The sequence below is a fragment of the Agrobacterium pusense genome (genome assembly GCF_900102105.1).
GTDB classification, from domain to species: Bacteria; Pseudomonadota; Alphaproteobacteria; order Rhizobiales; family Rhizobiaceae; genus Agrobacterium; species Agrobacterium pusense.
Map to the genome: position 1 here is coordinate 146662 of NZ_FNBB01000003.1, position 20076 is coordinate 166737.

A 20076-nucleotide genomic window follows, 5' to 3' on the forward strand; every position below is an offset into this window, starting at 1 on the left:
TCAAGACCATCAAGTGGCGCGCAGATTGCGGGCCGGGATTTGGAGGGGAGCGCATGAAAGGAATTCGCCAGCTTGCCGATTACCTCGAGATATCGATCGGCACTGTTTCCCGTGCGCTGAACGGCAAGCCCGACGTGAACGAAGAGACACGGCGCCGCGTTCTCGAGGCTGCGGAAAAACTGGGTTACGTCGCCAACCAGTCAGGCCGCAGCCTGCGGCAGGGAACGACCAATGTCATTGGTCTGATGACGGGCAGCGATGCGCAGACGGTGGAGAATGCCGATAACTTCTTCCTCGGCTTGACGGATGGCCTGCAAAGCGTGTTTTCCGGTCACAACCTCGATCTCATCGTTCTGCCTTGCCCGGGAGAAGAGGACCCCGACGAATATCTCAAGCGTATGGTGGCGCGCCGCATGGTCGATGCGATGATCATTTCCGCCACTCGTCGAATCGACAGGCGTGTCGATTTTCTCAAGCAGAATCGGCTTCCTTTCGTAGCGCTCGGGCGGACCGCCTCCAGCACGGATCATGCCTGGGTGGATCTCGATTTCGAGGGCGTCGCGAAAAGCGCGATCGATCGCCTCGTGGCCTCCGGGCATCGTTCGATCGCGGTAGCCGCGCCCGACAGCGATATCAATCTCGGGCATGTGTTCCTTGATGGGTACAGGCGTGCGCTGGACGATAATGGCATCGCTTATGATTCCTCTCTGGTCATCCGGGCGAAATCGAGCGAGCAGGGCGGATATCACGCCGCCAGCGAATGGCTGCAGATGCGGCCTCGGCCGACGGCGATTGTACTGATCTATGAGTTGATGGCCGTCGGTCTCTATCGTCGTCTTGCGGAAGCGGGGCTCGAACCGGGGCGGGATCTCGCCGTCATCGGATTCCGTGACGGCCCGCGCGGCCAGTTTCTCGAACCGCGCCTGACAAGCTTCCGCATGTCGCTGCATGATCTCGGCGTTACGGTGGCGCAGACTCTTTTGTCGACAATGCCGGCCTATGCGCCATTTTATCCCGCCCAGGCCCGCCATTGCATATGGCCGATGGTGCTCGTGGCGGGGGAGAGCGATCCAGGTCCGGTACCGTAGGTCAGCCAGGTGGGGTTCCATCCAGCCCGCGGCGGGCAGGATGTTTTGGCTGCTCAGGGGAGCAGGCCGTTCATGAGCACGTCGAGGTGAACCTTGATGACGGCCTCCTTGTCCAGACTGCGCCGGTCGTCGAAAATCAGCCTGAAAACCAATGTTCCGACCATTGGTGACATGACGACATGCGCAAGTTCGGGTGCGTTGGCCCTGAATCTCTTTTTCGCGACACCTTTGTCCAGGATAGCATTGATGCGGGCGAGCACCGGCGCCATCAGAATATCATGGTGGTGGTCTATCAGATCCGGAAACTTGGCTCCCTCGGCCACGACGAAACGAAAGAGTTCCCGCATACGCCGGTCATCCACCAGCGTTTCGAACAGGAATTCGAGAAGCAGGCGAAGCTCCTCGACGGGATCGTCGGAGGTGCGTTCGTAGGCTTCGAATGCCTCTTGGAACGGTCTGCCGACGTGCTCGATCATCGCGGCAAAAAGGGCTTCCTTGGTTTCGAAATAGACATAGACCGTGCCTTTCGTCACTCCCACCCGGTCGGCAATGTCTTCGACCCGCGTTGCCGTAAATCCCCTTTTGGTGAATTCCTCAAATGCGGCGTCGAGAATTTGCAGCGGACGTTGTATCTTCTGTTCTGCACGTGAGAGTTTCGTTTTCGCCATTACCCCGGATCCTTACATATTGTCGGCGCGTGCCCTTCTACCCGTCGTGATCGGCGGAAATAACAGGTGGTCTGCCTATCGCACCAGTGCAAAAACCGGAACCGATTTCTGCAGGTGGTTTGATGCTCCGTATGTCAACATATGCCGTTGCTTGCCAGCGAATGCGTCGGGCAGTCTGCAATGATCCTTCTCTAGGGGAGGGATACCCCGAACAGCTCCCAGAGCGACGGCATAAGAATTTCATTGACTATACAGTCAGTCAAATATTATGGATGAGGGCGAAGATCAAGAGGTCAGCATGAGAACCATTCTTATCGCATGGGCGGTGGGCGGCGTTTTTGCCCTGTCATCCTGCAGCAATGAAGAGCCGCCGGCCGAAAAGCCGCTGCGAACTGTCGATGTGGTCAAGGCGGAGAAGCAGCCGATCGACCGTGGCAGCATCATCACCGGCGAAGTGAGGGCGAGGGTTCAGACGGACCTGTCGTTTCGCGTCAGTGGCAAAATCACCGAAAGGCTGGTGGATGTGGGCGCGCGGGTGACGACAGGGCAACTGCTCGCCCGCATCGATCCGGAGGAGCAGAAGGCCGACATCGATGTTGCCCTTGCCAATCTGCAATCGGCAGAAGCACAACAGACGCAGGCACAATTGGCATTCGATCGCCAGCAAAGTCTTTTCCGGACGCAGGTCACCTCGCGCTCGGCCGTCGACAAGGCCCAGGAGACGCTGCTTACCACGCAGGGCGCGGTCAGATCGGCCCAGGCGCAGCTCGATACGGCGCGCGACGCGCTGTCGTATACGGAACTCAGGGCCGATGCGGATGGCGTGATCACGGCGCGAAATGTCGAAGTAGGCCAGGTGGCGCAGGCTGCCCAGCTCGTGTTCACGCTGGCGCATGACGGGCCGCGTGACGCCGTGTTTGATGTCTACGAATCTCTTTTCCTGGAGCGCGACATCGACAATCTCGTCAATGTCAGCCTCCTTTCGGATCCCGCCCGCGCCGTGGCGGCCCCCGTGCGGGAAATCTCTCCGACGATCGATCCGGATAATGGTACGATAAGGGTGAAGGTCGGTCTTAACGGCGATCTGACCATGCCGCTTGGTGCGCCGGTATCCGGCCATTTCCGCTTCAGGCAGGTGGATGCCATCGAGCTTCCATGGTCGGCAATGACGTCGCAAAAAGGCCGACCCGCCGTCTGGGTGGTGGATCCGCAATCCTCCGAAGTCTCCATGCGGCCGATCGAGGTTGCGGATTATGAGACCAGTCAATTCGTCGTCTCGGCGGGGCTGAACCCCGGCGATCTCGTGGTCACGGGCGGGACCAAATTCCTCCGGACCGGTGAAAAGGTCGCCTATGAAAAGGGGCAGGCACAATAATGTTCAGGATAAACAGAAGCTTGTTTTTGCTGCTGCCCGCGATGGCGCTCTCGTCCTGTCAGGAAAAGCAGGAGGCCGCCGCCGAGGCGCCGCGACCGGTGCTCTCGGTGGTGGTCGAGGAAAAGTCGGCGGATGCGCTGCAGCTCACCGGAACGGTGGAATCGCGCATTCAGACGGATCTCGGTTTTCGCGTCCTCGGGCGGATCATAGCGCGGAACGTCGATGTCGCCGATCTGGTCAAGAAGGGCGATGTGGTGGCCTCGATCGATCCGCTCGCACTTGAACTGTCGGTGAAGAGCGCGCAGTCGGATCTTTCCAATGCCGAAGCGCAGCTCGCCAATGCCGTGACCACCGAACAGCGCCAGCGTGTGCTGGCGGAGGCGCGTAGCGGCACCGAGGCGGCGCTGGAGGAAGCCCAACAGGCGACGCGCACCGCCAACGCCTCCGTCGCCAAGGCCCGTGCAAACCTGGACAAGGCGGAAGAACAGCTGGGTTACGCGCAGCTCCATGCGGAATTCGACGGTGTTGTCACGGCCACATCGGGTGAAATCGGCCAGGTTGTTTCCGCCGGCCAGACGGTCGTCACCATCGCCCGCCCGGAAGTGCGCGATGTAGTGGTGGATGTTCCGCAATTTGCGGCGCAGCGTCTGGATATCGGCTCGACCTTCGAGATCGCCCTGCAGCTCGATCCAAAAATCCGAACCACCGGCGTGGTGCGGGAAATCGCCCCGGCAGCCGAAACGGCAACGCGCACACGACGGACCAAGATCAGTCTGCAGGATGCGCCGGCGGCATTCCGCCTCGGTTCCGTCGTCACGGCTTCCGTGCTTGCTGCTTCCGAACCGCGGATCATGCTGCCGGCATCGGCCCTGCTGAAAACGGAGGGCGGCTGGTCCGTCTGGATCGTTAATGCCGACACGGCGACCGTCACGGCGCGCCCGGTCACGATAGAGGGTGAACCTGCCGAAGGCGGCAGCGTGCGCATCACCGGCGGCGTCAAACCCGGCGAGCGCGTTGCCAGCGCCGGCGTTCACAAGCTTAAGGATGGACAGGCCATCAGGATCGATCAGGAGGTCCGTCAGTGAAGAAATTCAATCTTTCAGACTGGGCGCTCGAACACCGTTCGCTTGTCTGGTATTTCATGCTGGTTTTCGTTCTCGCCGGCGTTTTTTCCTATCTCAACCTCGGTCGCGAGGAAGACCCGAACTTCACCATCAAGACCATGGTGATCAGTGCCCAGTGGCCCGGCGCCTCGGCGGAGGAAGTGGCGCGGCAGGTGACCGACAGGATCGAGAAGAAGCTCGAGGAACTCGATAATCTCGATCATCTGCGCAGCCAGACGGTGGCGGGCCGCACGACGATCTTTGTGGAGCTGGTGCCGGAAACCAAGGCGCGCAATGTCGAACCGACCTGGGTGCGGGTGCGCAACATGATCGGCGACATCAAGGGCGAGTTTCCATCCGGCGTGGTCGGCCCCTTCTTCAATGACCGTTTCGGCGACGTTTATGGCAATATCTACGCCTTCACCAGCGACGGTCTCAGCCAGCGGCAATTGCGTGACCTGGTGGAAGATGCCCGCGCCAAGGTCTTGACCGTCGACAATATCGGCAAGGTCGATGTCATCGGCGCACAGGACGAGACGATCTATCTGGAATTTTCCACGCGACAGATCGCGGCGCTCGGCATTGATCAGCAGTCCATCATCAAGACATTACAATCGCAGAATGCCGTCACCCAGTCCGGCTTCGTCAATGCAGGACCTGAGCGCGTGGCGCTTCGCGTCAGCGGCCAGTTCACGTCTGAAGACAGTCTGCGGGCGATCAACCTGCGCGTCAACAACCGCTTTTTCCCGTTGACGGAAGTAGCGACGATCCGGCGCGGTTATGTCGATCCGCCGTCCTCGCTGTTCCGTTTCAACGGCCAGCCGGCCATCGGCCTTGCAATCGGCATGAAAACCGGCGCGAACCTGCTGCATTTCGGCGAGGCGCTGGATGCGCAGATGAAACGCGTGGTGGCGGATCTGCCAGTTGGGGTCGATGTGCACCGGGTGTCCGATCAGCCTGCCGTCGTCGATGAGGCGGTCTCGGGCTTCACCTCGGCGCTGTTCGAAGCCATCGCCATCGTCCTTGTCATCAGCTTCATCAGCCTTGGCCTCAGGGCCGGCATGGTGGTGGCGGTTTCCATTCCGCTCGTGCTGGCGATAACCTTCGTCTACATGGAATACACAGGCATTTCGCTGCAACGCATTTCGCTCGGTGCTCTCATCATCGCGCTCGGGCTTCTCGTGGATGATGCGATGATCGCCGTCGAAATGATGGTCGCGCGGCTTGAGGTCGGAGACGATCTCAGAAAAGCGGCGACCTATGTCTACACCTCCACCGCCTTCCCGATGCTGACCGGTACGCTGGTCACCGTTGCCGGCTTTATTCCTGTCGGCCTCAACAACAGCGCAGCGGGTGAGTTTACGTTCACACTCTTCGTGGTGATTGCGGTTTCGCTGATCGTGTCATGGATCGTCGCGGTTTTGTTCACGCCCCTGCTCGGCGTGACGATTCTGCCGAAGACAATGAAATCTCACCACGAGAAGAAGGGCCGGTTCGCCTCGGCCTTTTCCTGGCTTCTCGGCCGGGCGCTGCGCTGGCGCTGGGTGACGATCATCCTCACCATAACCCTGTTCGGCCTGTCCGTGGGTGGCATGAGCCTCGTGCAGCAGCAGTTCTTCCCGTCCTCGGACCGTGTGGAGCTCATCGTTGACTGGAACCTGCCGCAGAACAGCTCGATTGCCGAAACCAACCGGCAGATGGCGCAGTTCGAGCAGGAAATGCTCGCCAAGAATCCGGATATCGACCACTGGACGACCTATGTCGGTGAAGGCGCGCCGCGCTTCATCCTCTCTTTCGACGTGCAGACTCCTGATGTCACCTTCGGCCAGACCGTCATCGTCACCAAGGGACTGGACGTGCGGGACAAGGTGCGCGCCGAATTGCAGGAATATTTGGACCGGACATTCGTCGGCACTGACGCCTTCGTGAAACTGCTCGATATCGGCCCGCCGGTCGGTAAGCCGGTGCAATATCGCCTCAGCGGCCCGGATATCCAGAAGGTCCGTGAGCTCGGGCAGCAATTGTCGGGCATTGTCGGCGAACACCAGCTGTTGTCCAACATGGTCATGGACTGGAACGAACCGACACGTGTAGTGAAGGTGGATGTGCTGCAGGACAAGGCCCGCCAGCTCGGCGTCTCCTCGGAAGATATCGCCAACGCCATGAACAGCATTGTCGAGGGATCTACGGTCACCCAGGTCAGGGACGACATCTACCTCGTGAATGTGGTGGCGCGGGCGCAGTTGTCGGAGCGCGGGTCCATCGAAACCTTGCAGAATCTGCAATTGCCGGCGACCAACGGCAAGGCCGTGCCGCTTTCGGCCATTGCCAATTTCCGCTACGAGCTGGAGCAACCGACCATCTGGCGTCGCGACCGGATACCGACGGTCACCGTCAAGGCTGCCATCATCGGCCCGACGCAGCCCGCAACGATCGTGACGCAGCTGAAGCCGAAAATAGAGGCTTTCGAGAAAACGCTCCCTGTGGGTTACAAGGTGGAGACGGGCGGTTCGGTGGAATCCAGCGCGGATTCGCAAGCGCCGATCGTCGCCGTGGTGCCGCTGATGTTGTTTGCAATGGCGACGATCCTGATGGTTCAGCTGCAAAGCTTCAGCCGGTTGTTCCTGGTCTTCGCCGTGGCGCCCACGGCCTTGATCGGCGTGGTGGTGGCGCTGCTCTTCTCCAATGCGCCAATGGGCTTCGTCGCCATTCTCGGCGTGCTGGCGCTGATCGGCATCCTGATCCGGAACTCGGTCATCCTCGTCGTGCAGATCGAGCATCTGCGAAGCGAGGGTGTCTCGGCCTGGCGTGCCGTCATTGAGGCGACCGAACACCGCATGCGGCCGATCATGCTGACGGCGGCGGCGGCAACGCTTGCCCTCATCCCCATATCCCGGGAAATCTTCTGGGGGCCGATGGCCTATGCGATGATGGGTGGCATTGTGGTCGGCACGGCGCTTACCCTGCTTTTTCTGCCGGCGCTCTACGTTGCCTGGTTTCGTATTCCGCGCGAGGATGAGAAGCCGGAGGGCGCAGAAATCCAGGCGTGATATCGGATGCCGGGCGAGGTGGTGGTTGCACTGCCTCCTCACTCCAATAAAAATATCCACCGTCGTTGTTCCCGCGTGCAGGATGATGTTAGGAAGGTCGGCTTAGCCGCGAGAGCGGCAGCCGTCCTTTTGTGTTTGGGCGGTTGCGTCGATATCGCGGACATATTGAGAGTGCGGAGGATTTAAAGATGGGCGGTTTGTCGGATTGGCTTGCGGATGGACAGCCGATCAATCGCAAGAATGCCGCGGAAGCGGTGTTCGATGATATCCGTTCCGCCATCACGACAGGCCAGCTTGCGGTCGGTACCCGGCTCCCTTCGGAAGCACATCTCGCAACGCGTTACGGCGTCAGCCGGCCGATTATTCGCGAGGCCCTGCGGTCTCTCCAGACGCTCGGCCTGACACAGACGCGCACAGGCAGCGGCACGTATGTGATGACCCCGACGCCGCCATCGGAACTGAATTACGGTGCCTATTCCGCACGCGACCTGATCGAGGCCCGCCCCTTCATCGAAGTGCCGGCTGCAGGGTGGGCCGCCTTGCGTCGCACGGACGCCCAACTGCAGGTTTTGCTCGATCTCTGTAGCCGCATGGAAACCGAGGAAAGGCCGCATCCCTGGGTATTGCTGGATGGCCAGTTTCATTGCGCCATCGCGGAGGCCTCCGCCAACCGCCTCTTTGCCAAGGTGGTGGCGGACGCCCGCGAGGCCGTCGCCCAGCAATCAGAGATGGTTAACCTTATGGCCGGTCGCCGCGTCGCTTCCAATTTCGAGCATCGCCGGATCGTCGAGGCGATCCGGCGCGGTTCAGCGCCTGAGGCGCGTGAGGCGATGGAGCTTCACCTCGGGCAGGTGAAGCAGGTAGTGACGACGATCATTGGCGAAGATCGGCTTCGCCAGCCGTGACCGCTGGCAGATTGGCAAGGTGCCGTGGACTGAGCGCTTGCTGCAGTTCGGCCTCTGTCATGTAACCACGTTCAAGAACCACCTGCGGCACGGTACGCCCGCTGGCAAGCGCTTCCTTGGCGACTTCCGTCGCCGCATAATAACCGATCAGCGGGTTAAGCGCCGTGGCGAGGCCGATTGATTCTTCCACGCGCTGCGCCATGATGGCCGGATTGGCGACGATGCCGTCCACGCATCGCTCTGCCAGTGTGCGGCAGGCGGCGCTTAGCTGACTGATGCTCTGGGACAGCGCACGCACGATGATCGGCTCGAAGGCGTTCAACTGCAGCTGCCCGGCTTCGGCGGCCATGGTGATGGTGATGTCGTTGCCGATCACCGCATAGGCCACCTGGTTGACCACTTCGGGAATGACCGGATTGATCTTGCCCGGCATGATGCTGGAGCCCGCCTGAACGGAGGGAAGGGTGATTTCGCCAATCCCGGCGCGCGGGCCTGACGACAGCAGGCGAAGGTCGTTGCAAGTCTTCGACAGCTTTACGGCGACGCGTTTTAGCACGCCGGAGAGGTGCACGAAGGCGCCGGGGTCCTGTGTGGCTTCGATAAGGTCCGCGGCCGTCACCAGCGGCCGGCCGGTCAGTTCCGCCAGATGTCGGCAGGCAAGCTCGGCATAACCGCGCGGTGCGTTGAGCCCGGTGCCGATGGCGGTGGCGCCCAGATTGATCTCATGCAGCAGAGCGGCGGATTCGATCAGACGCGCCTGGTCTTCACCCAGCATCACCACGAACGTGCGGAACTCCTGGCCGAGCGTCATCGGTACCGCATCCTGCAACTGAGTGCGCCCGATCTTGATGAAGCCGGCGAATTCCTGCGCCTTGCGGTCGAAGGCGTCCTTCAGAACGCCCATCGAGGCTGCTAGGTCGTCAATCGCCTCGATCAGGCCAACGTTCACCGCGGTCGGATAAGCATCGTTGGTCGACTGGCTGAGATTGACGTGATCGTTCGGGTGAAGCCGGGCATAATCGCCCTTTTCGTGCCCAAGCAGTTCCAGCGCGCGGTTGGCGATGACCTCATTGGCGTTCATGTTGGTGGATGTGCCGGCTCCGCCCTGGATTTCATCCACAACGAATTGCTCATGAAGAGCGCCGGCGCGGATTTCGCGGCAGGCTTCCGCAATCGCCTCCATCCGATCCCTGTCGAGCAGGCCAAGTTCGTGATTTGCACGTGCGGCCGCCTCTTTCACATAGGCCAAACCCCTTAACAGGTAGGGATTATGGCCAATAGTCACCCCGGTGATCTTGAAGTTTTCCACCGCGCGCGCGGTGTGCACGCCCCAATAAACATTCGCCGGAATTTCCTTCGACCCGAGCAAATCATGCTCACTGCGCGTCACGCTCACTTCTTCCTCCACTGGCTTCAAGCGTTGCAAAATCTGTAAAGCTGTCTTACAGATTTAATGACCATATGCCTGCGGGGGAGGAAGGTCAATATTGGCGAACAGCTCTTGACGAAAGCCATTGTCTCGACTTATGACGGCAAAAATCTGTCATGCAGCTTTACAGCATGAGCGCATTCGCTGGCGATATTTCCAGCCTTGGGGACGACGCCAGTTCCACTTTGATTTCCGGCTAATTGCCGACTACAAGCGTTTTATCGGGAGGATAAATCCATGCATTCTGGAAAAACGGCACCCGCCGAACGTGAGGTCTTCGCCGAAGAGGATCTCGGTTACCATAAAGCCCTTAAGCCGCGCCAGATTCAGATGATTGCCATCGGCGGCGCCATCGGCACGGGTCTCTTTCTGGGTGCCGGCGGGCGTCTCGCACAGGCCGGTCCGGCTCTGGTTTTCGTTTATGCACTCTGCGGCTTCTTCGCGTTTCTCGTGCTGCGTGCGCTCGGCGAGTTGATCATGCATCGCCCCAGCTCCGGTTCCTTCGTGTCCTATGCCCGTGAGTTCTACGGTGAGAAGATGGCCTTTGCGGCCGGCTGGATGTATTGGCTCAACTGGGCCATGACCTCGGTGGCCGATGTCACCGCCGTTGCGCTTTATATGAATTTCTTCAAGCAATACGTACCGTGGCTTGCGGGCATCGATCAGTGGGTATTCGCGATGACGGCGCTGGTGGTCGTACTGGCGATGAACATGCTGTCGGTGAAGGTGTTCGGGGAACTGGAGTTCTGGTTCAGCCTGATCAAGGTGCTGGCGCTCGCGATCTTCCTCGTCGTCGGCGTTTATTTCGTCATTTTCGGTACGCCCATCGAAGGCCACGTTACCGGCTTCAGCCTCATTACTGACAATGGCGGCTTCTTCCCGAATGGCATTCTTCCAGCCTTCGTCATCATCCAGGGCGTGGTATTCGCCTATGCCTCGATCGAGTTGATCGGTACGGCAGCAGGCGAAACCGAGGACCCGCGCAAGGTTATGCCGCGCGCCATCCGCGCCGTCGTCCTGCGTCTCGTCGTGTTTTACGTCGGCTCGGTGCTGTTGTTCACGCTGCTCCTGCCCTACACGGCCTACAAGGCCGGTGAGAGCCCTTTCGTTACCTTCTTCGGCTCCATCGGCGTGCAGGGTGCCGATGTCATTATGAACCTTGTTGTTCTGACCGCCGTCCTGTCCTCGCTCAATGCCGGGCTCTATTCCACCGGCCGCATCCTTCACTCCATGGCTGTCTCCGGCTCGGCCCCGGCAGCGCTGGCGAAGATGAACAAGAATGGCGTGCCTTATGGTGGCATCGCGGTTACTGCCGTCGTTACCGTGTTCGGCGTCGCACTCAACGCCGTTGTCCCCGCAGCCGCGTTCGAAATCGCGCTCAACCTGTCAGCGCTTGGCATCATCTGCGCCTGGGCCGTCATCGTGCTCTGCCAGCTCAAACTCTGGCAGCTTTCGCAGCGCGGTGAACTGGTGCGTCCGGATTTCAGCATGTTCGGCGCGCCCTATACCGGCATCCTCACGCTCGTTTTTCTGTTCGGCGTGCTGGTGCTGATGGCCTTCGACTATCCCGTCGGCTCCTGGACCATCGCTTCGCTGCTGATTATCATCCCGGCGCTCGTCATCGGCTGGTATCTGCTGCGTGACCGCATCTATCGCCTTGCGGCTGAACGCGCGGGAGCATCGCATTGAGCGGGCAGGGCGCGATACCTCTGGTGGCGGTCATCGCCACCGGTGGCACCATCGCCAGTCGGCGCGGTGCCGATGGTGCCAGCACGCCCAGCCTTTCCGGTGAAGATCTGCTTGCGCTGGTACCGGAAATCGGCGCCCGGCTGAAGCCGGTGGACCTCATGGCGAAAGATTCGTCCAGCCTGACGCTTGCCGACATGCAGACCATCAGCGATGCCGTTCGTATCGAACTCGACGATCCCGAAGTGGCGGGTATCGTGGTTCTGCACGGAACCGATGCAATGGAGGAATCCTCGCTACTCGTCCATTTGCAGCACGCCATCACGAAGCCGGTGGTCTTCACCGGCGCACAGTTTACGGCAGACCATAAGGACGCAGACGGACCGGCAAATCTGGCTCGAGCCATAGAAACAGCGCTCGATCAGGCGAATGCTGCGAAGGGTGTGCTTCTCTCCTTCGGCGGTCGCTGTCTCTCGGCCTGGGGGCTCTACAAGCTGAGCGCGGACGAGGCAGACGCATTCCGCTCGACCCGGCCACTGGCTACCGCCCGAACACTGTTGCTTGCCGCCCAGGTGGCTGATCAGCGCGTCGATATCGTTGCCATTCATCCTGGCTGTGATGCCACCCATATCGATGCAAGCCTTCAGGCGGGCGCGAAAGGCATTGTTCTTGCCGGACTTGGTTCCGGGAATGCCAATCCGCGTATCGCCGAAGCCGTGAAGCGCTGCGCCGAACGCGGCGTTCCGGTCGTCGTCTCCAGCCGCGTGCCGGAAGGGCGGCTCGTGGCGAGTTACGGCGGCGGCGGCGGTGGACATGATCTCGTCGCAGCGGGCGCCGTGCATTCAGCCACACTTCGTCCGGGCCAGGCGCGCATTTTGCTGGCCGCGCTGCTGGCGGAAAAAAGTCCGGCTGAAACCATCGTTTCCGCTTTCGGTGACAACAGCTGACTTGATTGGCGGAAGCGATGTCCGGTCAGCGGGCATCGAAATTCCTATAGGATTCCTATTTTATTGCCCCTGTGGCCGTCTCGAACCTTTATGCGGTTCGGGTGCATTCTTCTGTGCGGGAAGGGATGGTGTTTCTTCCCAGCCAGAAAGAATGAAAAGCGACGTCCCACATGACGGCGCTTTTCTTCCTGTCCGGCTCCTCGATTAAAAAGGAGTCCCATCAATGATGGATATTGTTCTGATCGGCGCAGCCACGGTGTTCTTCGCCCTCTGCTTTGCCTACACGCGCGCCTGTGACCGGCTTTAGACGGAGGCTGCGATGACGTTTGATTATATCCTGAGCGGCGCCGTCACAGTCTTTATCGCTGCCTATCTCACCTATGCTCTCATTCGCCCCGAACGTTTCTGATCGGGAAGCGGCGGCTGTTGAAAGTTTGATACCATGACCCTCAATGGATGGTTCCAGATCCTGCTTTTCTGCGGGATCATTTTTGCGCTGGTGAAGCCGCTTGGCTTCTATATGGCGCGTGTCTTCAATGGCGAGCGCACGCTGCTGTCGCCGGTTCTTGTGCCGGTCGAGCGCGGACTTTACGCCCTTGCCGGGACAAGTGAGCGTGAGGAGCAGCACTGGACGACCTATGCGGTCTCCATGCTTCTCTTCAATCTTCTGGGTTTCGCCCTGCTCTATGCCCTGATGCGCTTTCAGGCCGTGCTACCCTATAATCCGCAGGGAATGGCGGCCGTCGGACCAGAATTGTCCTTCAATACGGCCGTCAGCTTCGTCACCAACACCAACTGGCAGAATTATGGCGGCGAAAGCACGCTTTCCTATCTGACCCAGATGGCCGGTCTTACCGTGCAGAACTTCGTTTCCGCCGCAACCGGCATGGCAATCGCCATCGGCCTGATCCGCGCATTCTCGCGCGCTTCCGGCAAGGCGATCGGCAACTTCTGGGTGGATATGGTCCGCTCCACGCTCTACGTGCTATTACCCCTCTGCATCGTGCTGACGCTCGTCTACGTCTGGCTCGGCGTGCCGCAGACGCTCGGCGCCTATGTGAACGCGCAGACGCTGGAAGGCGCGCAGCAGACGATTGCCGTCGGCCCCGTCGCATCGCAGCTCGCGATCAAGATGCTGGGCACCAATGGCGGCGGCTTCTTCAACGCCAATTCGGCGCATCCCTTCGAAAACCCCGATGCCATTTCCAACATGATCCAGATGGTATCGATCTTCGCCATCGGCGCAGCTTTCACCAATGTCTTCGGTCGCATGGTCGGCAACCAGCGCCAGGGCTGGGCTATCCTTGCGGCCATGGGCGTGCTGTTCATCGCCGGCGTTGCCGTCACCTACTGGGCGGAAGCAGCCGGAAACCCGCTGATGCACAGTTTCGGGCTTGCAGGCGGTAATTTGGAAGGCAAGGAAGTCCGTTTCGGATTGGCGCTCTCGTCGCTCTTCGCGGTCATCACCACGGCTGCGTCCTGCGGCGCGGTCAATGCCATGCACGGCAGCTTCACGGCCTTGGGTGGTCTCATCCCGCTCATCAACATGCAGCTGGGCGAGGTGATCGTCGGCGGGGTCGGTGCGGGCTTTTACGGCATTCTGCTCTTCATCGTCATCGCCATCTTCGTGGCAGGGCTGATGGTCGGGCGCACGCCGGAATATCTCGGCAAGAAGATCGAGGCCAAGGAAATGAAGATGGCGGTTCTGGCCATTCTTTGCCTGCCGCTCGCCATGCTGGTCTTCACCGCCACGGCCACCATCCTGCCCTCGGCTGTGGCATCGATTGGGACGGCGGGCCCGCACGGCTTTTCCGAAATCCTCTATGCCTACACCTCGGCGGCCGCCAATAACGGTTCGGCCTTCGGCGGCCTGACCGGGAACACGACCTGGTACAACATCACGCTTGGTCTCGGCATGTTGATGGGCCGCTTTCTGGTCATCATTCCCGCACTCGCCATTGCGGGTTCGCTGGTCACCAAGAAGACCGTTCCGGCCTCTGCAGGCACCTTCCCGACGGATGGCCCGCTTTTCGTTGGCCTGCTGGTCGGCACGATCCTGATCGTCGGCGGCCTTACCTTCCTGCCTGCGCTGGCGCTCGGCCCGGTTGCCGAACATCTCGTCATGGCGGCAGGTCAGCTTTTTTGAGGTGATGTTATGAACGAAGGCAAATCCGCACGTCGCCGCATCGTTCCCGCCCGCAACGGCGCTCCCGTCAGAGGCAGCGCCACGCCCGGCGGCTGGTGCGCCTCCAATCTCATTCTCGCGATGATGGCGGCTCTGTTCGCCGCCGTTGTCGCTCTCGAAGTTATCACGGGCTGATCGACCCTCATCGGTCGCCCTGTTCAAACGCTGGAGCCTCTTCATGAGCCAGTCCAAACAAGTGAGCATCCTCGATTCTCGCATTCTCGTGCCGGCCATCGCCGCCGCATTCAAAAAGCTCAACCCGCGCACGCTTGCGCGCAATCCGGTCATGTTCGTTGTTGCGACGGTGTCAGTGCTGACCACGGTGCTGTTCATCCGCGATCTCATCACGGGCGGTGCCAATCTGGGCTTCTCCTTCCAGATCAATCTCTGGCTTTGGTTCACCGTGCTGTTCGCCAATTTCGCCGAAGCCGTCGCCGAAGGGCGCGGCAAGGCGCAGGCGGATTCGCTGCGCCGGACCCGCACAGAAACCCCGGCGAAACTGCTCACCGGCGATGACCGTAGCCAATACAGTATGGTGGCGGGCACCAGCCTGAAGGTGAACGATGTCGTTCTTGTAGAGGCAGGCGATATCATCCCTTCCGATGGTGAGGTCATCGAAGGTGTTGCTTCGGTAAACGAGGCGGCGATAACAGGCGAATCCGCCCCGGTCATCCGCGAATCCGGTGGCGACCGCTCTGCCGTGACCGGCGGCACGCAGGTGCTGTCGGACTGGATAAGGGTACGCATCACCGCTGCTGCCGGCTCCACCTTCCTCGACCGGATGATTTCCCTGGTCGAAGGTGCTGAACGCCAGAAAACGCCGAACGAGATCGCGCTCAACATTCTGCTCGCAGGCATGACACTGATTTTCGTTCTGGCCACCGCGACCATACCGAGTTTCGCGGCCTATGCCGGCGGTTCGATCCCGATCATCGTGCTGGTGGCGCTGTTCGTCACGCTCATCCCCACCACCATCGGCGCGCTTCTGTCGGCCATCGGCATCGCTGGCATGGACAGGCTGGTGCGTTTCAACGTGCTCGCCATGTCCGGCCGCGCCGTCGAGGCTGCTGGCGACGTGGACACGCTGTTGCTCGACAAGACCGGCACGATCACGCTCGGGAACCGGCAGGCGACCGAGTTCCGCCCCGTCGCCGGCGTTTCCGAGCAGGAACTGGCCGATGCGGCCCAGCTTGCGTCCCTTGCTGACGAAACACCTGAAGGTCGCTCCATTGTGGTTCTGGCGAAGGAGAAATATGGCATCCGTGCCCGTGACATGCAGAAGCTGCATGCCAATTTCGTCCCCTTCACCGCCCAGACCCGCATGAGCGGTGTCGATTTCGAAGGCTCCTCCATTCGCAAGGGGGCGGTCGACGCCGTTCTTTCCTATGTTGACGGCGGCGCTTCGCAACAGGGCAATGTGGCGCTTGCCGTCAAAACCGAAACGGATGCCATGCGCGGCATAAGGACAATTGCCGAAGAAATTGCCAAGACCGGGGGCACGCCGCTCGCCGTTGTTCGGGATGGCAAGCTTCTCGGCGTCGTGCAGCTGAAGGATATCGTCAAGGGCGGCATTCGCGAGCGTTTTGCGGAGCTTCGCCGCATGGGCATCCGCACTGTCATGATCACCGGCGACAATCCGATGACCGCCGCCGCAATTGCTGCGGAAGCGGGTGTCGATGATTTCCTCGCCCAGGCGACACCGGAAAACAAGCTGGAGCTTATCCGCGAGGAGCAGGCGAAGGGCAAGCTCGTCGCCATGTGCGGTGACGGCACCAATGATGCTCCCGCGCTGGCGCAGGCCGATGTCGGCGTTGCCATGAACACCGGTACCGTGGCCGCCCGCGAGGCGGGCAACATGGTCGATCTCGACAGCGATCCGACCAAGCTCATCGAGATCGTCGAAATCGGCAAGCAGTTGCTGATGACGCGCGGTGCACTGACCACCTTCTCGATTGCCAACGACATCGCCAAATATTTTGCCATCATTCCGGCAATGTTCCTGGCGCTCTATCCGCAGCTTGGCGTCCTGAATGTCATGGGACTTTCGACGCCGCAGAGCGCCATCCTCTCGGCCATCATATTCAACGCGCTTATCATCATCGCGCTGATCCCGCTCTCGCTGAAGGGCGTCAAATATCGCCCGATCGGTGCAGGTGCGCTGCTATCGCGCAATCTGGTCATCTATGGCTTCGGCGGCATCATCGTTCCATTTATCGGCATCAAGGCCATCGACGTCGCCATCACGGCGCTCGGTCTCGCCTGAGGAGTAAAGACAATGTTTAGACAGCTTCGTCCCGCACTGGTGCTGATCCTCGCCACCACGGCCATCACCGGCCTTGCCTATCCGCTCGGCATGACGGGCCTGGCGCAGGCGCTTTTTCCCGCGCAGGCCAATGGCAGCCTGATCGAAAAAAATGGCACGGTGGTCGGATCGCAATTGATCGGGCAGGCCTTCACTGGCGAGACTTATTTTCATGGTCGTCCTTCCGCCGCCGGCGATGGCTATAATGCGGCCTCGTCCTCCGGCTCCAATCTCGGGCCGACGAGCGCCAAGCTTATCGACCGGGTGAAACAGGATTACGAGGCCGCGAAAGCTGAAAATCCGGCCTCGTCGGTGCCGGCCGATCTGGTGACGGCCTCGGGCAGCGGCCTCGATCCGCATGTTTCGCCGGAAGCCGCCTATTTCCAGGTTCCGCGTGTCGCCAAAGCGAGGGGCATGGATGAAGCGGCATTGCGTGCCATCGTTGAGCGTCACGTCGAAGCTCCGGAACTCGGCTTCATGGGCGAGCCCGTTGTAAACGTTCTTGCGCTCAACATGGCTCTTGACGCGGCCGGCTCATGAATTGAAATGGCTATGGCTTGTTCGCAAGCCATAGCCTCGACCACTGGTGGTTAAATGCCTGACGATATCAGCAACATGCCCGGCCGGCCGTCGCCCGATGCGCTTCTGGAAAACGCCAGGCGCGAGGCGCGGGGCCGGTTGAAGATTTTTTTGGGCGCCGCACCCGGTGTCGGCAAGACCTATGAAATGTTGATGTCAGGCCGGGCGAAGCTTGCGGATGGCGTCGACACCATTATCGGCGTCGTGGAAACGCATGGCCGCAGGGAGACCGAGGCATTGGTCGAGGGGCTGGAGGTCGTCCCTCGCAAACGTATCGATTATCGCGGCCAGATGCTGGAGGAGATGGATATCGACGCGATCCTCGCGCGTCGCCCCGCCCTGGTTCTGGTCGATGAACTTGCTCACACCAATGCTGCAGGCAGCCGCCACCCCAAGCGTTATATGGATGTTCAGGAAATCCTCGCGCAGGGCATCGACGTCTACACAACGCTGAACATCCAGCATGTCGAAAGCCTGAATGATGTGGTGGCGCAGATCACCCGCATCCGTGTCCGTGAAACCGTGCCCGACAGCATCATCGACCGGGCCGATGATGTCGAAATCATCGATATTACGCCTGACGACCTCATCAAGCGGCTGCAGGATGGCAAGGTTTACCTGCCCCGTACGGCACGGCGCGCCATCGAGAATTATTTTTCGCGCGGTAACCTGACGGCATTGCGCGAGCTGGCGCTCCGGCGCACCGCGCAGCGGGTGGATGAGCAATTGCTCAATCACATGCAATCCCATGCCATCTCTGGCCCCTGGGCGGCCGGAGACAGGGTTCTGGTCTGTCTTGATCATGGCGGCAACGGCCCCGGTCTTGTGCGTTATGCCCGAAGGCAGGCGGACCGGCTGCGCGCACCGTGGACCGCACTGCATCTCGACACGCCGCGGTCGCAGCAATTGTCGGAGGCGGAGAAGGACCGGCTGGCCGGCACCATGCGGCTTGCCCAGCAGCTTGGCGGCGAGACGGTAACCCTGCCGGCGCTTGACCTGACGCGGGAGATCATCTCCTACGCCAATACAAACAATTTCACCCACATCATCATCGGTCGCCCGCGAAAATCCTGGTGGCAGCGAATTTTTCAGCGCTCGCTGACGCATGATCTGATCGACCATGCCGGCGATATCAGTGTGCACGTCATTTCCGGCGACAAGAATGAAGAGAAGCCGGCGCAATCGGTGAAGGCCGCACCGTCCCGCTCGCGTTGGTCGATAGGCTCCTATCTCAACAGCACGCTGTTCGTAGCGCTCGCCATCGTTGTCGGCATCGTGCTTGACCGGACGCTCGACGTTCAGAATCTGGCGCTCGTTTTTCTCATGGCCGTGCTGGCGGCCGCTGTTCGCGGAGGACTTGGACCTGCGTTATATGCCTCGCTGCTTGGCGCCGTCGCATTCAATTTTTTCTTTCTGGAACCACGATACACGCTGACGGTCAGCGCACCGGACAGCGTTCTGGCGTTGCTTTTTTATCTCGGAGTGGCGCTTGTTGCCTCCAACCTCACGGTTGCGGTGCAACGGCAGGCTGCCTCGGCGCGGGTAAGGGCGCGCACGACGGAAGATCTCTACCTGTTTTCCAAAAAGCTTGCCGGAACGGCCACGCTGGATGATGTGTTGTGGGCTACCGCTTACCAGATGGCTTCGATGTTGAAGGTGAGGGTGGTGCTGCTTCTGCCGGAGAACAACGCCATCGCCGTCAAGGCCGGTTATCCGCCCGATGACACGCTGGTGGATGCCGATATCGCGGCCGCGCAATGGGCATGGGAACACGACAAGGCGGCTGGTCGCGGCGCAGACACGTTGCCGGGCGCTCGGCGGCTTTATCTGCCGCTCCGCACCGGCAGCGGTGCCGTCGGCGTCGTCGGGTTGGATGATGACCGAAGCGGGCCGCTTTTGACACCTGAACAACAGCGCCTGTTTGATGCGCTGGCCGACCAGGCTGCACTCGCGATCGAACGTATCCAGCTTGCCTCGGATGTCGACAAGGCAAGGCTGGCCGCGGAAACCGACCGACTGCGCACAGCACTCCTCACCTCCATTTCCCACGACCTCAAAACCCCGCTCGCGGCTATTCTAGGTTCGGCCGGAACGCTGAAGGACTTTGCCGAGGACATTCCGCCCGATGCGCGCGCCGATCTGCTTTCGACAATCGTTGAGGAATCCGAACGGCTGAACCGCTTCATCTCCAATCTTCTCGATATGACGCGGATCGGATCGGGTGCAATGGAGCCGAATTACGGGCTGCATTTCCTCGGCGACATGGTCGGGACAGCGCTTTCGCGTGCCGCGAAAATCATTGTGCGGCATGAGGTTGTCCTGGATATTCCGCCTGATCTGCCGATGCTTAGGGTCGATCCCGTGCTATTCGAACAGGTCCTGTTCAACCTCATAGACAACGCGGCCAAATATGCTCCCGGACACACGGTCATCGAACTCCGGGGCTGGCAGCAGGGAAGGCATGTCTTCCTGTCCGTGGCCGATGAGGGGCCGGGCTTTCCTCCCGAAGATGCGGAGCGGGTGTTCGACAGCTTCTACCGGGTGCGCAAGACCGATCAGGTGCAGGCGGGAACCGGACTGGGGCTATCCATCTGCAAGGGTTTCATCGAGGCCATGGGTGGCTCGATTCGTGCGGAGAACAGGCAGGGTCGGGGAGGTGCGCAATTCACGGTAACTTTGCCCGTTCCCGCCAACGCGCCTGTGCTAGATCATGAACAGGGCGCCGCCTGAGCCGAAATGGCGACCCCGCTCCCACTACG

Annotated in this window: 15 protein-coding genes; 13 read left to right on the top strand and 2 right to left on the bottom strand. The window is 60.6% G+C overall.

What is annotated here, in order from left to right; all coding sequences use genetic code 11:
• Window positions 1-53 precede the first annotated feature (53 nt).
• Window positions 54-1088, top strand: coding sequence for a LacI family DNA-binding transcriptional regulator (locus BLU28_RS09715; protein ID WP_077985807.1), 1035 nt, complete (start codon window positions 54-56; stop codon window positions 1086-1088).
• Between the two features lie 53 nt (window positions 1089-1141).
• On the opposite strand, the gene BLU28_RS09720 is transcribed toward BLU28_RS09715, so the two are convergent.
• On the bottom strand, window positions 1142-1756 hold the full coding sequence (locus tag BLU28_RS09720; protein ID WP_006697211.1) for a TetR/AcrR family transcriptional regulator: 615 nt from the start codon (window positions 1754-1756) through the stop codon (window positions 1142-1144).
• A 298-nt stretch (window positions 1757-2054) separates the two neighbouring features.
• Here BLU28_RS09720 and BLU28_RS09725 point away from each other — a divergent pair, with 298 nt between their 5' ends.
• From BLU28_RS09725 to BLU28_RS09740, 4 genes are all read left to right on the top strand, one after another.
• Complete coding sequence (locus BLU28_RS09725; protein WP_006697210.1) at window positions 2055-3131, top strand: efflux RND transporter periplasmic adaptor subunit; 1077 nt, start codon at window positions 2055-2057, stop codon at window positions 3129-3131.
• A complete protein-coding gene (locus BLU28_RS09730) occupies window positions 3131-4216 on the top strand; it encodes an efflux RND transporter periplasmic adaptor subunit (protein ID WP_077985806.1) in 1086 nt (361 codons plus the stop codon). The genes BLU28_RS09725 and BLU28_RS09730 overlap by 1 nt, the downstream gene beginning before the upstream one ends.
• Window positions 4213-7284 (top strand): efflux RND transporter permease subunit, encoded by a 3072-nt coding sequence (locus BLU28_RS09735; protein WP_022563085.1) that lies wholly within the window; start codon window positions 4213-4215, stop codon window positions 7282-7284. Before BLU28_RS09730 ends, BLU28_RS09735 begins: the two co-directional genes overlap by 4 nt.
• A gap of 188 nt (window positions 7285-7472) precedes the next feature.
• A complete protein-coding gene (locus BLU28_RS09740) occupies window positions 7473-8189 on the top strand; it encodes a FadR/GntR family transcriptional regulator (protein WP_004445862.1) in 717 nt (238 codons plus the stop codon).
• Here BLU28_RS09740 and BLU28_RS09745 read toward each other — a convergent pair.
• Window positions 8158-9585, bottom strand: a complete 1428-nt coding sequence (locus BLU28_RS09745) for an aspartate ammonia-lyase (RefSeq protein WP_234794400.1) — start codon at window positions 9583-9585, stop codon at window positions 8158-8160. The two genes, BLU28_RS09740 and BLU28_RS09745, sit on opposite strands and share 32 nt — an antisense overlap.
• 270 nt (window positions 9586-9855) lie before the next feature.
• Between BLU28_RS09745 and BLU28_RS09750 the strand changes: the two genes are divergently transcribed.
• From BLU28_RS09750 to BLU28_RS09780, 8 genes are all read left to right on the top strand, one after another.
• Window positions 9856-11307, top strand: coding sequence for an amino acid permease (locus tag BLU28_RS09750; protein ID WP_077985805.1), 1452 nt, complete (start codon window positions 9856-9858; stop codon window positions 11305-11307).
• Complete coding sequence (locus tag BLU28_RS09755) at window positions 11304-12251, top strand: asparaginase (RefSeq protein WP_077985804.1); 948 nt, start codon at window positions 11304-11306, stop codon at window positions 12249-12251. The genes BLU28_RS09750 and BLU28_RS09755 overlap by 4 nt, the downstream gene beginning before the upstream one ends.
• Before the next feature lie 319 nt (window positions 12252-12570).
• Window positions 12571-12660 carry a K(+)-transporting ATPase subunit F gene (gene kdpF, locus BLU28_RS09760; protein ID WP_003506089.1) on the top strand — a complete coding sequence of 30 codons (90 nt, stop codon included), beginning with the start codon at window positions 12571-12573 and terminating at the stop codon, window positions 12658-12660.
• Between the two features lie 33 nt (window positions 12661-12693).
• Complete coding sequence (kdpA, locus tag BLU28_RS09765) at window positions 12694-14397, top strand: potassium-transporting ATPase subunit KdpA (RefSeq protein ID WP_077985803.1); 1704 nt, start codon at window positions 12694-12696, stop codon at window positions 14395-14397.
• 9 nt (window positions 14398-14406) lie between these two features.
• Window positions 14407-14571: a hypothetical protein gene (locus BLU28_RS26300; protein WP_004445852.1), complete on the top strand. Its 165-nt coding sequence runs from the start codon at window positions 14407-14409 to the stop codon at window positions 14569-14571.
• Window positions 14572-14614: 43 nt separating this feature from the next.
• Entirely contained in the window at window positions 14615-16699 is a 2085-nt protein-coding gene (gene kdpB / locus BLU28_RS09770) for a potassium-transporting ATPase subunit KdpB (protein WP_077985802.1), read from the top strand.
• Between the two features lie 12 nt (window positions 16700-16711).
• On the top strand, window positions 16712-17278 hold the full coding sequence (kdpC, locus tag BLU28_RS09775; RefSeq protein ID WP_072493319.1) for a potassium-transporting ATPase subunit KdpC: 567 nt from the start codon (window positions 16712-16714) through the stop codon (window positions 17276-17278).
• 54 nt (window positions 17279-17332) lie between these two features.
• Window positions 17333-20047, top strand: a complete 2715-nt coding sequence (locus BLU28_RS09780) for a sensor histidine kinase (protein ID WP_077985801.1) — start codon at window positions 17333-17335, stop codon at window positions 20045-20047.
• The last annotated feature ends 29 nt before the right edge of the window (window positions 20048-20076 follow it).